This window comes from Candidatus Pantoea multigeneris (assembly GCF_011752615.1).
In the GTDB taxonomy this organism is placed as follows: Bacteria; Pseudomonadota; Gammaproteobacteria; order Enterobacterales; family Enterobacteriaceae; genus Pantoea; species Pantoea multigeneris.
Genome location: NZ_VWXF01000007.1, coordinates 17,687 through 32,827 on the forward strand (window position 1 = coordinate 17,687; position 15,141 = coordinate 32,827).

Consider the following 15,141-nt stretch of genomic DNA (forward strand, 5'->3'; position numbering starts at 1 on the left):
ATGAACAGCGCTAGCAAAACGCTGAAGTTGAAAAAACAGGAAAACAAAGCCAGCTTTATCAGCTGGCGTTTTGCGTTGCTGTGCGGCGGAATTCTGCTCGCGCTTTGTGGCCTGCTTTCGCGCGTGGCCTGGCTGCAAGTGATCAACCCCGATCGTCTGGTCAAAGAGGGCGACTTGCGCTCTCTGCGTGTGCAGGCGGTGCCTACTGCCCGCGGCATGATCAGCGATCGCGCTGGGCGTCCACTGGCGGTTAGTGTACCGGTTAATGCCGTTTGGGTTGATCCAAAAGAGCTGAATGAACACGGTGGAGTCACGGCAGACACCCGCTGGAAAGCGCTGGCTGATGCCATCAATATGCCGCTGGATCAACTCTCCACGCGCGTTAACGCCAACCCGAAAGGCCGTTTTGTTTATCTCGCCCGCCAGATCAACCCGGCGATTGGCGAATACATCAAGAAACTCCGCCTCCCCGGCGTTTATCTGCGCGAAGAATCCCGACGTTATTACCCGGCAGGCCAGGTGACTTCTCATCTGATCGGCTTCACCAACATTGATGGTCAGGGCATTGAAGGCATTGAGAAAAGCTTCGACAAATGGCTGACCGGCGCGCCGGGTGAACGTACGGTGCGTAAAGACCGTCAGGGCCGCGTGATTGAAGATATCTCCTCGGTGGACAGTCGTGCTGCACATAACCTGACGCTGAGTATTGATGACCGACTACAGGCGCTGGTTTACCGCGAGTTGAATAACGCCGTCGCGTTTAACAAAGCAGAATCGGGCACGGCAGTGCTGGTTGACGTCAACACCGGCGAAGTGCTGGCCATGGCTAACAGCCCAGCCTATAACCCTAACAATCTTGCCAACACGCCAAAAGACGTGATGCGTAACCGCGCGATTACCGACATCTTCGAACCGGGCTCGACCGTCAAGCCAATGGTTGTCATGACGGCGCTACAGCGCGGTGTGGTAAAAGAGGGCAGCGTACTGAATACCGTGCCTTACCGTATCAACGGGCACGAAATCAAAGACGTTGCGCGCTATAGCGAATTGACCCTGACCGGGGTACTACAGAAATCGAGTAACGTCGGTGTTTCACGTCTGGCGTTAGCGATGCCGTCCTCAGCGTTGGTAGAGACTTACGCGCGCTTTGGGCTGGGTAAACCAACCAATTTGGGGTTGGTCGGAGAAAGTAGTGGCATATATCCGCAAAAACAACGGTGGTCTGACATAGAGAGGGCCACCTTCTCTTTCGGCTACGGGCTAATGGTAACGCCGTTACAGTTAGCGCGTGTCTACGCAACCATCGGCAGCTATGGCATCTATCGCCCGCTGTCGATTACCAAAGTTGATCCCCCTGTTGCAGGCGAGCGCGTCTTCCCGGAGCCTCTGGTGAAGACGGTGATGCACATGATGGAAAGCGTGGCGTTGCCTGGCGGCGGCGGTATCAAAGCGGCGATCAAAGGTTATCGCATTGCGATTAAAACCGGTACGGCAAAAAAAGTCGGCCCGGATGGACGTTACGTCAATAAATACATTGCTTATACCGCAGGCGTAGCGCCTGCCAGTCACCCTCGTTTCGCGCTGGTGGTGGTCATTAATGATCCCCAGGCCGGTAAATATTATGGCGGCGCGGTTTCTGCTCCGGTGTTTGGTGCCATCATGGGCGGCGTTTTACGCACCATGAATATTGAGCCGGATGCATTACCCACTAATGAGAAGAACGATCCGGTGAATAACGGAAGTGAGGCAACAAGTGAAAGATCGTAACCTGCGCGACTTACTGGCTCCCTGGGTGCCGGACGCGCCGGCGCGTCCCCTGAGTGACATGACACTGGACAGCCGCACGGCGGCTGCTGGCGATCTTTTCGTGGCGATTGCCGGTCACCATGCTGACGGACGGCGGTTTATTCCACAGGCGATTGCTCAGGGCGTAGCGGCAGTGATTGCCGAAGCAGAAGGCGAAGCCAGCGATGGCGATATCCGTGAAATTCACGGCGTTCCAGTAATCTACCTGGCACAGCTCTCTCAGCGTCTTTCGGCGTTGGCCGGGCGTTTTTACCAACATCCCGCAGAGAAAATGCAGCTGATTGGTGTCACTGGCACCAACGGAAAAACCACGACCACCCAACTGCTGGCCCAATGGGCACAACTGCTCGGGGTCACCAGTGGTGTCATGGGAACCACCGGTAATGGTCTGTTAGGACACCTGGTGGCGACGGAAAATACCACCGGTTCGGCGGTGGATGTTCAGCACGTGTTGCAAGACTTAGCGCAACAGGGTGCTGCGCTGACCGCCATGGAAGTCTCTTCACATGGCCTGGTACAACATCGTGTTGCGGCGCTGCCTTTTGCTGCTGCGGTGTTCACCAACCTGAGTCGCGATCATCTCGATTACCACGGTGATATGCAGAGCTACGAAGCCGCGAAATGGCAGCTGTTCTCTGAGCATCAGGTCGGCGAAATGATCCTGAATGCGGATGATGAAGTCGGGCGTCGCTGGCTGGCACAGTTACCGGATGCGGTAGCCGTGACGATGGAAAATAACCTGCAATCGGGTTGCCATGGCCGCTGGTTAAAAGCCACGGACGTTGATTACCACGACAATGGCGCGCGGATTCGTTTCAGCTCTAGCTGGGGCGAAGGCGAAATTGAGAGCCGCCTGATGGGCGCATTTAACGTCAGCAACTTACTGTTGGCGTTAGCCACCTTGCTGGCGCTGGATTATCCGCTGGCTGAATTGCTTCAGGTTGCGGGCCAACTGCAGCCGGTCTGTGGTCGAATGGAAGTGTTTAACGCGCCGCATAAACCCACCGTAGTGGTGGATTATGCCCATACGCCTGATGCCCTGGAAAAAGCTTTGCTGGCGGCTCGCCTGCACTGTAGCGGGAAATTGTGGTGTGTGTTTGGCTGCGGTGGCGACCGTGATAAAGGCAAACGGCCTCTGATGGGCGCGATTGCTGAACAGTTTGCTGATGTGGTGGTGATCACCGATGACAACCCACGCAGCGAAGAACCTAAGGCAATTGTGGCGGATATCCTCACCGGTTTGCTCGATCCTGGTAAAGCCCACGTGGTGCTGGGACGCGCGCAGGCCGTCACTAATGCCGTGATGCAGGCACAGGAACAGGACATTGTGTTGGTTGCGGGTAAAGGTCACGAAGACTATCAGATCATCGGCCAGAAACGTTTTGACTACTCTGACCGCACCACAGTGGCTGCATTGTTGGGGGTGATGGCATGATTTCTATCACGCTCGATACCCTGGCTCAAATCACCAGCGGTGAGCTTTTAGGCGACAATGGTAGCTTGCAGGATGTGACGACGGATACACGCAAAGTGACGGCGGGTAGCCTGTTTGTCGCCTTGATTGGCGAGCGTTTTGACGCGCATGATTTCGTCAACGATGCGATTGCTAACGGCGCTCAGGCGCTGCTGGTCAGCCGTCGCCTTGACGTCAACGTGCCGCAGGTCGTGGTAGCTGATACCCGCATCGCGTTTGGTAAGCTGGCTGGCTGGGTTCGCCAGCAGTCGAAAGCGCGCGTTGTGGGTCTTACGGGTTCATCCGGTAAAACCTCGGTCAAAGAGATGACCGCAGCGATTCTGCGCCAGTGTGGTGAAACGCTCTACACCGCCGGAAACCTGAATAATGACTTCGGCGTGCCGATGACACTGCTGCGCCTGACGCCGCAACATCAGTATGCCGTGATTGAAATGGGTGCCAACCACCAGGGTGAAATTGCCTACACCACTGAGCTAGTGCGTCCTGAAAGTGCGTTAGTGAATAACCTGGCGGCGGCCCACCTTGAAGGGTTCGGCTCGCTGGCTGGTGTGGCAAAAGCCAAAGGTGAGATCTTCCAGGGATTACCGGCTCAGGGCACCGCCATCCTGAATGCTGACAGCAATGACTGGCCACACTGGCAGGAGAAGCTGCATGGCAAACGCGTCTGGCGGTTCTCTCCACAGGGTGAGCACAACGATTTTTATGCCAGCCAGATCCAAATTAAAGCCGACGGCACGCATTTCATCCTGCATAGCCCGCAGGGTGAAATTGCCATTACGCTGCCGCTGCCGGGGCGACATAACATTGCCAACGCCCTCGCTGCAACAGCGCTGGCGCTCTCTGTTGATGCCCCGCTCAGTGCGGTACAGGCTGGATTAAAAACGCTACAGGCCGTTCCTGGCCGTCTTTATCCCATTCAGCTCGCAGAACACCAGTTGCTGTTAGACGACAGTTACAACGCCAACGTCGGTTCGATGACGGCGGCAGCGCAGGTGTTGGCAGAGATGCCAGGCTACCGCGTGATGGTGGTCGGGGACATGGGCGAGCTTGGCGATGAAGCAGAACAGTGCCATCGCGAAGTGGGTCTGGCAGCAAAAAATGCCGGGGTGGATCGCGTACTCAGTACCGGCCATCTCAGCCATCTCATTAGTGAAAGCAGCGGCGTTGGCGAGCATTTTGCTGACAAGCCTGCTTTAACTGAACGTTTGCGGGCACTGTTGTCCGAGCATCGGGAAATAACCGTTTTGATTAAAGGTTCACGTAGTGCCGCTATGGAGCAGGTAGTACAGAGCTTACAGGAGAAAGGAACATGTTAGTCTGGCTGGCCGAACACCTGGCTACTTTTTATACTGGCTTTAACGTCTTTTCATATCTGACGTTTCGCGCCATTGTCAGCCTGCTGACTGCTCTGTTCCTCTCGCTGTGGATGGGACCGCGTTTAATCGCCTGGTTGCAGAAATTGCAGATTGGCCAGGTTGTGCGTAACGATGGCCCAGAGTCACACTTCAGTAAGCGTGGTACGCCGACCATGGGCGGCATCATGATCCTCTCCTCCATCACGATTTCAGTGCTGATGTGGGCCTATCCTTCCAACCCGTACGTCTGGTGTGTATTAGTGGTGCTGGTCGGCTTTGGCGTGATTGGCTTCGTTGATGACTACCGTAAAGTGGTGCGCAAAGATACTAAGGGACTGATTGCTCGCTGGAAATATTTCTGGATGTCAGTCATTTCCATCGGCGTGGCTTTTGCCCTGTTTGTGGCCGGTAAAGGCACTCCTGCGACACAGTTAGTGGTTCCCTTCTTCAAAGACATCATGCCGCAGTTAGGGCTGTTCTATGTGGTGCTGGCCTACTTCGTGATTGTGGGTACCGGTAACGCGGTGAACCTGACAGATGGTCTTGATGGTTTGGCTATCATGCCGACGGTGTTTGTTTCTGCTGGTTTTGCGCTGGTGGCGTGGGCCACGGGTAACGTTAAGTTCGCTGAGTATCTGCATATTCCTTATCTGCGCCATGCAGGTGAGCTGGTGATTGTCTGCACCGCGATTGTTGGTGCTGGCTTGGGCTTCCTATGGTTCAACACCTATCCGGCTCAGGTCTTTATGGGCGATGTCGGCTCTCTGGCACTCGGTGGCGCGCTGGGAACCATTGCTGTTCTTCTGCGTCAGGAATTTTTACTGCTCATCATGGGCGGCGTATTCGTGGTTGAAACCCTGTCGGTGATCCTGCAAGTGGGATCGTTCAAGCTGCGCGGACAACGTATTTTCCGCATGGCACCGATTCACCACCACTATGAACTGAAAGGCTGGCCGGAGCCGCGCGTTATCGTGCGCTTCTGGATTATTTCACTGATGCTGGTGCTGATTGGCCTGGCAACGCTGAAGGTGCGTTAATTATGGCTGACTATCGGGGCAGAAAAGTCGTCATCATCGGGTTAGGGGTCACGGGCCTCTCCTGTGTTGATTTCTTTTTAGCGCAGGGCGTTACGCCCCGCGTGATGGATACCCGTGTGTCGCCACCGGGCCTGGATCAGCTTCCCGCTGAGGTTGAGCGTTGGGTGGGTGATATCAACATTGACTGGCTGCTGGCGGCGGATCTGATTATCGCCAGCCCAGGCATTGCTCTGGCGCATCCTGCCCTGAGTGAAGCGGCTGACGCAGGCATTGAGATCATCGGTGATATCGAGCTGTTCTGCCGGGAAGCTCAGGCCCCAATTGTCGCGATCACCGGATCTAACGGCAAAAGCACGGTAACGACGCTGGTGGGTGAAATGGCACGTGCTGCCGGTTGGCAGGTGGGGGTAGGGGGCAATATTGGCCTGCCCGCACTGACGCTGCTGAAATCCCCGGCACAACTTTATGTCCTGGAGCTTTCCAGTTTCCAGCTTGAGACCACGCACAGCCTGAAAGCTGCCGCTGCCACGGTGCTCAACGTCACGGAAGATCATATGGATCGCTATCCGTTGGGAATGCAGCAGTACCGTGCGGCTAAACTGCGCATCTATGAAAACGCGCAGGTCTGTGTGGTCAATGCCGATGACGCCTTGACCATGCCGGTGCGTGGCGCAGACAAACGCTGTGTCAGCTTCGGTATCGATTTTGGCGACTATCATCTGAATCAGCAGCAGGGGAGTACCTGGCTGCGCGTTCAGGGTGAGAAAGTCCTGAACACCGCTGAGATGCAGTTAGTCGGTCAGCACAACTACACCAATGCGCTGGCAGCGCTGGCCCTGGCGGATGCCGTGGGCATTCCTCGCGCTTCTGGCCTCGCCGCGTTAACCCATTACAGCGGGCTGCCACATCGCTTCCAGCTGGCTTATCAGCACAAAGGTGTGCGCTGGATTAACGACTCCAAGGCCACCAATGTGGGGAGCACCGAAGCCGCGCTTAATGGGCTTCAGGTAGCCGGAACGTTATGGCTTCTGTTGGGTGGTGATGGCAAATCCGCTGATTTCTCACCGCTGTTGCCGTATCTGCAAGGCGATAATGTGCGTCTGTTCTGCTTCGGCCGTGATGGCGACGAACTGGCTGCGCTGCGTCCTGAAGTGGCGGTACGTACCGAAACCCTACAGCAGGCCATGGAACAGATCGCCGCTCAGGTACAGAGCGGTGACATGGTGGTCTTGTCCCCCGCCTGCGCCAGCCTCGATCAGTTCCGTAATTTTGAGCAGCGTGGCGATATCTTCACGCAACTGGCGAAGGAGTTAGGCTGATGCGTATTCCTGGTTCTGCCATCGCGCTGTGGTTTGGCATTCGCCTGAAAGACTGGGTGATGGGCCCGCGTGAAAGCGAAGACGCACCAACGGTCTTGTATGACCGTACGCTGTTATGGCTGACGCTCGGCCTGGCGATTGTGGGCTTTGTGATGGTGACCTCCGCTTCGATGCCTGTCGGGCAGCGTAACTCGGGCGATCCTTTCTACTTTGCCAAACGTGATGCGTTCTATCTGGCACTGGCGACGGGGATGGCGTTAGTCACGCTGCGCGTGCCAATGGCGTTCTGGCAACGCTACGCCAATGTGATGTTAGTGGCCTCCGTTGTCATGTTGCTGATCGTATTGGTTGTGGGGAGTTCCGTTAACGGGGCATCACGCTGGATTGCCCTTGGACCACTGCGTATTCAGCCTGCGGAACTGTCGAAACTCTCCCTGTTCTGTTACCTCGCCAGCTACCTGGTGCGAAAAGTCGATGAGGTGCGCAACAACTTCTGGGGCTTCTGTAAGCCGATGGGGGTGATGGTTATCCTCGCCGTGCTGCTGCTGGCGCAGCCAGACCTTGGCACCGTGGTTGTATTGTTTGTTACCACGCTAGCGATGCTGTTCCTGGCCGGGGCCAAACTGTGGCAGTTCCTGGCGATTATCGGCTCGGGCGTCTTTGCCGTCGTCTTGCTGATCATGGCGGAACCTTACCGTATGCGCCGCGTGACCTCCTTCTGGAACCCGTGGGAAGATCCCTTCGGGAGTGGCTACCAGTTAACCCAGTCTCTGATGGCCTTTGGGCGCGGTGAATTCTGGGGGCAAGGGCTGGGTAACTCAGTGCAAAAACTCGAGTATTTACCTGAAGCGCACACCGATTTTATTTTCTCAATTATTGGTGAAGAGCTGGGCTATGCCGGTGTGGTTTTAGCGCTGTTAATGGTATTCTTCGTCGCTTTTCGCGCTATGTCGATTGGCCGCCGCGCGCTGGAGCTCGATCAACGCTTTTCCGGCTTTTTAGCCTGCTCAATTGGCGTGTGGTTTAGCTTCCAGGCTCTGGTTAATGTGGGTGCGGCAGCGGGGATGTTGCCGACCAAAGGACTGACATTGCCACTGATCAGTTACGGTGGTTCCAGTCTGATCATCATGTCGACGGCGATAGTGTTTCTTCTGCGTATTGATTTTGAGACGCGCCTGGCGAAAGCGCAGGCGTTTACCCGGAGTGCCCGATGAGTGGTAAGCGACTGATGGTAATGGCCGGTGGCACCGGAGGACATGTGTTCCCTGGGCTGGCGGTTGCTCATCATTTAATGGAACAAGGCTGGCAGGTGCGGTGGCTGGGAACGGCTGACCGTATGGAAGCTGACCTGGTGCCGAAGCACGGCATTGAGATTGAATTTATTCGTATCAGTGGCTTACGTGGCAAAGGCCTGAAGGCGTTGATACAAGCACCGCTGCGCATCTTTAATGCCTGGCGTCAGGCGCGCCGCATTATGAAAAGCTGGCAGCCCGATGTGGTGTTGGGGATGGGCGGCTATGTTTCCGGGCCGGGTGGCCTGGCAGCATGGAGTTGCGGCATTCCGGTGGTACTGCATGAGCAGAACGGGATTGCCGGATTAACCAATAAATGGCTGGCAAAGATTGCCACCAAAGTTATGCAGGCGTTTCCCGGCGCATTTCCCAGCGCGGATGTCGTAGGAAACCCGGTGCGCACCGATGTATTGGCATTACCCCTGCCCGCTGAACGTCTGGCGCACCGCTCCGGCCCGGTTCGGGTACTGGTGGTGGGAGGAAGCCAGGGGGCGCGCATTCTGAACCAGACATTGCCGCAGGTTGCGGCGCTAATGGGCGACAACATTACGCTCTGGCACCAGTCTGGCAAGGGTGCGCAGACAGAAGTGCAGCAGGCTTACCAGCAAGCCGGGCAGCCGCAGCATAAAGTCACCGAGTTTATCGATGACATGGCTGCCGCTTATGCCTGGGCTGACGTCATTGTGTGCCGTTCTGGTGCGTTGACGGTGAGTGAAGTGGCTGCCGCAGGTTTACCGGCGATCTTCGTGCCTTTCCAGCATAAAGATCGTCAACAGTACTGGAACGCACTGCCGCTGGAAAAGGCGGGGGCGGCCCGTATTTTTGAGCAACCGCAGTTTAACGCTGAAACGGTAGCCGACACATTAAGCGGCTGGGACCGCGCAACCTTGCTGGAGATGGCGCAAAAGGCGCGGCAGGTAGCGATTCCAGACGCAACGCAGCGAGTGGCTCAGGAAGTGGTTCGCGTCGCAAAGCCTTAATCCCACCGCATGACGGTGAGTGCCGAACATCGGCACGGTAATGAATGAACAGGTAAGCAGGAAAGATGAATACACAACAACTGGCAAAACTACGCTCAATTGTGCCCGAGATGCGTCGCGTCCGGCACATCCACTTTGTTGGCATCGGTGGTGCTGGCATGGGCGGTATTGCCGAAGTGTTGGCGAATGAAGGCTACCACATCAGCGGTTCAGATCTGGCGCCAAATGCAGTGACTCAGCACCTGACTGACTTAGGTGCCACGGTGTATTTCAATCACCGCCCGGAAAACGTCACAGACGCCAGCGTGGTGGTGGTATCGAGCGCGGTAGCACAAGACAACCCAGAGTTGGTTGCCGCCCGCGAACAGCGTATTCCGGTGATTCGCCGCGCAGAAATGCTGGCCGAACTGATGCGTTTCCGTCACGGCATTGCGGTAGCAGGCACACACGGTAAAACCACGACCACAGCCATGGTCACCAGCATTTATGCGGAAGGCGGACTGGACCCTACGTTCGTCAACGGTGGCTTAGTGAAAGCCGCAGGAACCCATGCGCGTCTGGGCAGCAGCCGTTACTTGATCGCTGAAGCCGATGAGAGTGATGCGTCGTTTTTGCATCTGCAACCGATGGTAGCAATTGTTACCAATATCGAAGCAGATCATATGGATACTTATCAGGGTGATTTTGAAAACCTGAAACAGACGTTCATTAATTTCCTGCACAACCTGCCTTTCTATGGCCGTGCGGTAATGTGTATCGATGATGTGGTGATTCGCGATCTGCTGCCACGCGTTGGCCGTCAGACCACCACCTATGGTTTCAGTGACGATGCCGACGTACGCATCGAAAACTATGAACAGCATGGCGCACAGGGACATTTCACCCTGGTTCGTCAGGATAAACCGCTGTTGCAGGTTACGCTCAATGCACCAGGACGCCACAATGCGTTGAACGCCGCTGCCGCCGTTGCCGTGGCAACGGAAGAGGGCATTGAAGACAGCGCGATCTTAGCTGCGCTGGAAAGCTTCCAGGGAACCGGACGCCGCTTCGATGTGCTAGGTGAATTTGACACTGCTGCGGTGAATGGCACTGCCGGTGTGGCAATGCTGGTGGACGACTATGGCCACCACCCGACGGAAGTGGAAGCGACAATTCGCGCTGCCCGTGCAGGCTGGCCGGATAAGAATTTAGTGATGGTGTTTCAGCCGCACCGCTACACCCGTACGCGCGATCTGTTTGATGATTTTGCGAACGTCCTGTGTCAGGTCGATGTGCTGCTGATGCTGGATGTTTATGCCGCGGGTGAAGCCGCGATTCCAGGTGCAGATAGCCGGGCTCTGTGCCGCGCTATCCGTAGCCGTGGCAAAGTCGATCCGATTCTGGTGCCAGATCACGACGACCTACAGCAGATGCTGGCACCGCAGCTCACCGGTAACGATCTGATTCTGGTGCAGGGTGCAGGCAACGTGGGTCGTGTCGCACGCAAACTGGCGGATAACCGTCTGCAAGCACCACGCAAAGCGGAGGAGCGTCATGGCTGATAAAGTTGCCGTCCTGATGGGCGGAACCTCAGCAGAGCGTGAAGTCTCTCTGGCGTCAGGAGCAGCAGTGCTGGCCGGTCTGCGTGAAGCAGGCATTGATGCCCATGCGGTTGATACGCGTGATAGCTCGGTGCTGGAATTGAAGCAACAGGGTTTCACCAAAGCGTTTATTGCGCTGCATGGTCGCGGTGGCGAAGATGGCACGTTGCAGGCTATCCTGGATTTCCTGCATATCCCTTACACCGGCAGTGGCGTCATGGCCTCAGCCATCAGTATGGATAAAGTGCGTACCAAACTGTTGTGGCAGGGCAGGGGACTTCCTTCTGGTCGCTTTGTCTGGCTAACCCAGCAGCAATATGCGGCGGGACTGGATGCCGCCACAACGCATGCCATTGAAGCATTGGGTATGCCGGTGTTTGTGAAACCGGGCAGTGAAGGCTCTAGCGTGGGCATCAGTCGGGTTAACAGCCCGGAAGCACTGCCTGCGGCACTGGCAGAAGCTTTCCGCCATGATGAGGATGTGCTGATAGAAGCCTTTCTCAGCGGTGGTGAGTATACGGTCGCGATTGTTGGTGATGAAATCATGCCATCGATCCGGATTCAGACCGCCAGTGAGTTTTATGACTATGAAGCAAAATACATTTCGGACGATACCCAGTACTTCTGTCCGAGTGGTTTAAGTGACGAACGTGAGGCTGAACTGAAATCGCTGGTGGCGGAAGCGTGGCGAGCGCTGGGTTGCAGCGGTTGGGGCCGCGTGGATGTCATGATGGATGGCAACGGAGAGTTCCAGTTGCTTGAAGTGAATACGTCGCCAGGGATGACCAGCCACAGTCTGGTACCGATGGCCGCAAAACAGGCCGGTCTGCCGTTTGCACAACTGGCGGCGAGAATTCTGGAGCTGGCTAACTGATATGTCTCAGGCTGCGCTGAACGTTCGCAACAACCGAGAGCCACAGGAGCGTGCCAGCTCGGGCCGTAGTAATGGCGCCAGGCTGTTTGGCATGGTGTTCCTGTTGCTGGTGCTAGGGGTAATGGCCGCAGGCGGTGTGGTGGTGGTGAAGTGGATGAACGATGCTTCACGCTTACCGCTGTCGAAGCTGGTAGTAACCGGGGAAACCCATTACACCACTAACGACGATATCCGCCAGGCGATCCTGTCACTGGGACCACCGGGCACATTTATGTCACAGGATGTGAATGTGCTGTTGCAGCAAATTGAGCGTTTGCCATGGATTAAACAGGTAAGCGTGCGCAAACAGTGGCCAGATGAACTGAAGATCAATCTGGTGGAGTATGTTGCTGTTGCGCGCTGGAATGACCAGAAAATGGTGGATGCCGATGGCACCTCCTTCGGGATTCCAGCCAGTCAGATGGGCAAAGGAAACTTGCCCATGCTCTATGGGCCAGAAGGCAGCGAGAGCGAAGTTCTGGCGGGCTATCACCAGATGAGTGATGTGCTAAAAGCCGGAAAGTACTCATTGAAGGCGGCGTCCATGACGGCACGACGTTCATGGCAGCTGATCACCAGTGACGATGTGCGTATCGAACTGGGGCGAACGGATGTGATGAAACGCCTGAACCGATTTATTGTCCTTTATCCTGATTTGCTGCAGGAAGGGCAAAATGAGCATAAGCATGTCAGCTATGTCGATCTGCGTTATGACTCCGGTGCGGCAGTGGGTTGGATTCAAGACCCGATTGAGCCACAAGACAGTAAACAGCATCAAAACCAGGCACAGGTTAAACAACAATGATCAAGGCAACGGACAGAAAACTGGTAGTTGGACTCGAAATTGGCACCGCCAAGGTTTCTGCCCTGGTTGGGGAAATTCTGCCCGATGGTATGGTCAATATTATTGGGGTAGGCAGTTGCCCTTCCCGTGGTATGGATAAAGGCGGCGTAAACGATCTGGAATCGGTGGTGAAATGCGTGCAGCGTGCCATCGATCAGGCGGAGTTAATGGCAGATTGCCAAATCTCCTCGGTTTATCTGGCGCTGTCAGGTAAACATATTAGCTGTCAGAACGAAATCGGGATGGTTCCGATTTCCGAAGAGGAAGTAACACAGGATGATGTGGAAAACGTGGTACACACAGCCAAGTCTGTGCGTGTGCGTGACGAGCACCGCATCCTGCATGTTATTCCCCAGGAATACGCAATTGACTATCAGGAAGGCATCAAAAACCCTGTAGGGTTATCTGGCGTGCGCATGCAGGCCAAAGTGCACCTGATAACCTGTCATAATGATATGGCGAAGAATATCGTTAAAGCGGTTGAACGCTGCGGGTTAAAAGTCGATCAGCTGATTTTTGCCGGTCTGGCATCAAGCTTTGCGGTGCTGACTGAAGACGAACGTGAGTTAGGCGTTTGTGTGGTTGATATTGGCGGCGGCACCATGGATATCGCGGTGTACACTGGCGGCGCACTGCGCCATACCAAAGTTATCCCTTACGCGGGAAATGTGGTCACCAGTGATATCGCCTATGCGTTTGGCACACCGCCAACCGACGCGGAAGCCATTAAAGTCCGCCATGGTTGTGCGCTGGGTTCCATCGTAGGTAAAGATGAGAACGTAGAGGTGCCAAGTGTAGGAGGCCGTCCACCGCGCAGCCTGCAACGTCAGACGTTGGCTGAAGTTATTGAGCCGCGTTACACAGAATTGTTGAATCTGGTCAATGACGAGATTCTGCAGCTGCAGGAGCAGCTGCGCCAGCAGGGTGTGAAGCATCACTTAGCGGCGGGCATCGTCCTGACCGGCGGTGCTGCACAGATTGAAGGCCTGGCGGCTTGCGCACAGCGCGTTTTCCATACGCAGGTGCGTATCGGACAGCCGCTGAACATCACAGGCCTGACCGATTATGCTCAGGAGCCTTACTACTCTACAGCGGTTGGGTTACTGCATTACGGTAAAGAGTCACACCTTAATGGTGACACAGACACGGAAAAGCGCGCATCAGTAGGCAACTGGTTTAAACGCGTGAATAGCTGGTTGAAAAAAGAGTTTTAATTTTTGTGAAAGGAGATCATGCTGGCCTTATTTATGGTCTCCAGGCGACAGGCACATAACGGAGAGAAATCATGTTTGAACCGATGGAATTAACCAACGACGCGGTGATTAAAGTCATCGGTGTCGGCGGCGGCGGTGGCAACGCCGTAGAGCACATGGTACGCGAGCGTATCGAAGGTGTTGAATTCTTCGCTGTGAACACAGATGCCCAGGCACTGCGTAAAACAGCGGTTGGCCAGACCATCCAGATCGGGACCAACATCACTAAAGGTCTCGGTGCAGGTGCGAACCCAGAAGTGGGCCGTACCTCAGCGGAAGAAGATCGCGAAGCACTGCGGTCTGCGCTCGATGGTGCTGACATGGTGTTTATTGCCGCAGGTATGGGTGGTGGTACCGGTACTGGTGCGGCACCAGTCGTAGCTGAAGTGGCTAAAGATCTCGGGATTTTGACGGTAGCCGTTGTCACTAAACCGTTTAACTTCGAAGGCAAGAAGCGTATGGCCTTCGCTGAGCAGGGTATCGCAGAGCTGTCTAAGCATGTCGATTCTCTGATCACTATCCCAAATGACAAATTACTGAAAGTGTTGGGCCGTGGTATCTCTTTACTGGATGCTTTTGGCGCAGCCAACGACGTACTTAAAGGCGCTGTACAGGGTATCGCTGAATTGATTACCCGCCCAGGTCTGATGAACGTTGACTTCGCGGACGTTCGTACCGTGATGTCTGAAATGGGTTACGCCATGATGGGTTCTGGTGTAGCTTGTGGCGAAGACCGTGCGGAAGAAGCCGCTGAAATGGCGATTTCCAGCCCACTGCTGGAAGACATCGACCTGTCAGGCGCACGTGGTGTGTTGGTTAACATCACCGCTGGCTTTGACCTGCGTCTGGATGAGTTCGAAACTGTCGGTAACACCATCCGTGCGTTTGCTTCTGACAACGCAACCGTGGTTATCGGTACTTCACTTGATCCAGAAATGAACGATGAACTGCGTGTTACCGTTGTTGCTACGGGTATCGGCATGGATAAACGTCCAGAAATCACTCTGGTCACTAACAAGCCTGGTGCACAGCAGCCGGTTGATCATCGTTATCAGCAGCATGGGATGTCGCCACTGCCACAGGAACAGAAACCAGCGGCTAAAGTTGTGAATGATCCCGCTGCTGCGCAGTCTGGCAAAGAGCCTGATTACCTTGATATTCCAGCGTTCCTGCGTAAACAAGCAGATTAAGATTACGCTGAGAATTGGGTTTCCCCGCTCTTTGTGCTAAAGTGTTCGCCCGCTGGTAAAGTATACTGGCGGTCGGATGGGTGATATTGCGAGATACT

Annotated in this window: 12 protein-coding genes; all 12 read left to right on the forward strand. The window is 55.3% G+C overall.

Features of this window, described 5'->3' with window-relative positions:
• The 12 genes from ftsI (at window position 1) to ftsZ (ending at window position 15,043) form a co-directional block, all read left to right on the forward strand.
• Window positions 1-1,767 carry a peptidoglycan DD-transpeptidase PBP3 gene (ftsI, locus tag F3J40_RS16160; protein WP_167016228.1) on the forward strand — a complete coding sequence of 589 codons (1,767 nt, stop codon included), beginning with the start codon at window positions 1-3 and terminating at the stop codon, window positions 1,765-1,767.
• The gene (gene murE / locus F3J40_RS16165) at window positions 1,754-3,241 is read left to right on the forward strand and encodes a UDP-N-acetylmuramoyl-L-alanyl-D-glutamate--2,6-diaminopimelate ligase (RefSeq protein WP_167016230.1); all 1,488 of its coding nucleotides are present in this window, start codon (window positions 1,754-1,756) and stop codon (window positions 3,239-3,241) included. Before ftsI ends, murE begins: the two co-directional genes overlap by 14 nt.
• Window positions 3,238-4,596: a UDP-N-acetylmuramoyl-tripeptide--D-alanyl-D-alanine ligase gene (gene murF, locus F3J40_RS16170; protein ID WP_017348327.1), complete on the forward strand. Its 1,359-nt coding sequence runs from the start codon at window positions 3,238-3,240 to the stop codon at window positions 4,594-4,596. The genes murE and murF overlap by 4 nt, the downstream gene beginning before the upstream one ends.
• On the forward strand, window positions 4,590-5,672 hold the full coding sequence (gene mraY, locus F3J40_RS16175; protein ID WP_017348326.1) for a phospho-N-acetylmuramoyl-pentapeptide-transferase: 1,083 nt from the start codon (window positions 4,590-4,592) through the stop codon (window positions 5,670-5,672). Before murF ends, mraY begins: the two co-directional genes overlap by 7 nt.
• Window positions 5,673-5,674: 2 nt before the next feature.
• The gene (gene murD / locus F3J40_RS16180) at window positions 5,675-6,991 is read left to right on the forward strand and encodes a UDP-N-acetylmuramoyl-L-alanine--D-glutamate ligase (protein WP_167016232.1); all 1,317 of its coding nucleotides are present in this window, start codon (window positions 5,675-5,677) and stop codon (window positions 6,989-6,991) included.
• Window positions 6,991-8,205, forward strand: a complete 1,215-nt coding sequence (gene ftsW, locus F3J40_RS16185; RefSeq protein ID WP_017348324.1) for a cell division protein FtsW — start codon at window positions 6,991-6,993, stop codon at window positions 8,203-8,205. Before murD ends, ftsW begins: the two co-directional genes overlap by 1 nt.
• The gene (murG, locus tag F3J40_RS16190) at window positions 8,202-9,263 is read left to right on the forward strand and encodes an undecaprenyldiphospho-muramoylpentapeptide beta-N-acetylglucosaminyltransferase (RefSeq protein WP_167016234.1); all 1,062 of its coding nucleotides are present in this window, start codon (window positions 8,202-8,204) and stop codon (window positions 9,261-9,263) included. Before ftsW ends, murG begins: the two co-directional genes overlap by 4 nt.
• A gap of 65 nt (window positions 9,264-9,328) precedes the next feature.
• The gene (gene murC, locus F3J40_RS16195) at window positions 9,329-10,804 is read left to right on the forward strand and encodes a UDP-N-acetylmuramate--L-alanine ligase (RefSeq protein ID WP_167016235.1); all 1,476 of its coding nucleotides are present in this window, start codon (window positions 9,329-9,331) and stop codon (window positions 10,802-10,804) included.
• Window positions 10,797-11,717: a D-alanine--D-alanine ligase gene (locus F3J40_RS16200; protein WP_167016237.1), complete on the forward strand. Its 921-nt coding sequence runs from the start codon at window positions 10,797-10,799 to the stop codon at window positions 11,715-11,717. Before murC ends, F3J40_RS16200 begins: the two co-directional genes overlap by 8 nt.
• A gap of 1 nt (window position 11,718) precedes the next feature.
• Window positions 11,719-12,561, forward strand: coding sequence for a cell division protein FtsQ (ftsQ, locus tag F3J40_RS16205; RefSeq protein WP_017348320.1), 843 nt, complete (start codon window positions 11,719-11,721; stop codon window positions 12,559-12,561).
• Window positions 12,558-13,814: a cell division protein FtsA gene (gene ftsA, locus F3J40_RS16210; RefSeq protein ID WP_017348319.1), complete on the forward strand. Its 1,257-nt coding sequence runs from the start codon at window positions 12,558-12,560 to the stop codon at window positions 13,812-13,814. The genes ftsQ and ftsA overlap by 4 nt, the downstream gene beginning before the upstream one ends.
• A gap of 71 nt (window positions 13,815-13,885) precedes the next feature.
• Window positions 13,886-15,043, forward strand: coding sequence for a cell division protein FtsZ (ftsZ, locus tag F3J40_RS16215; RefSeq protein WP_017348318.1), 1,158 nt, complete (start codon window positions 13,886-13,888; stop codon window positions 15,041-15,043).
• Window positions 15,044-15,141 lie beyond the last annotated feature (98 nt).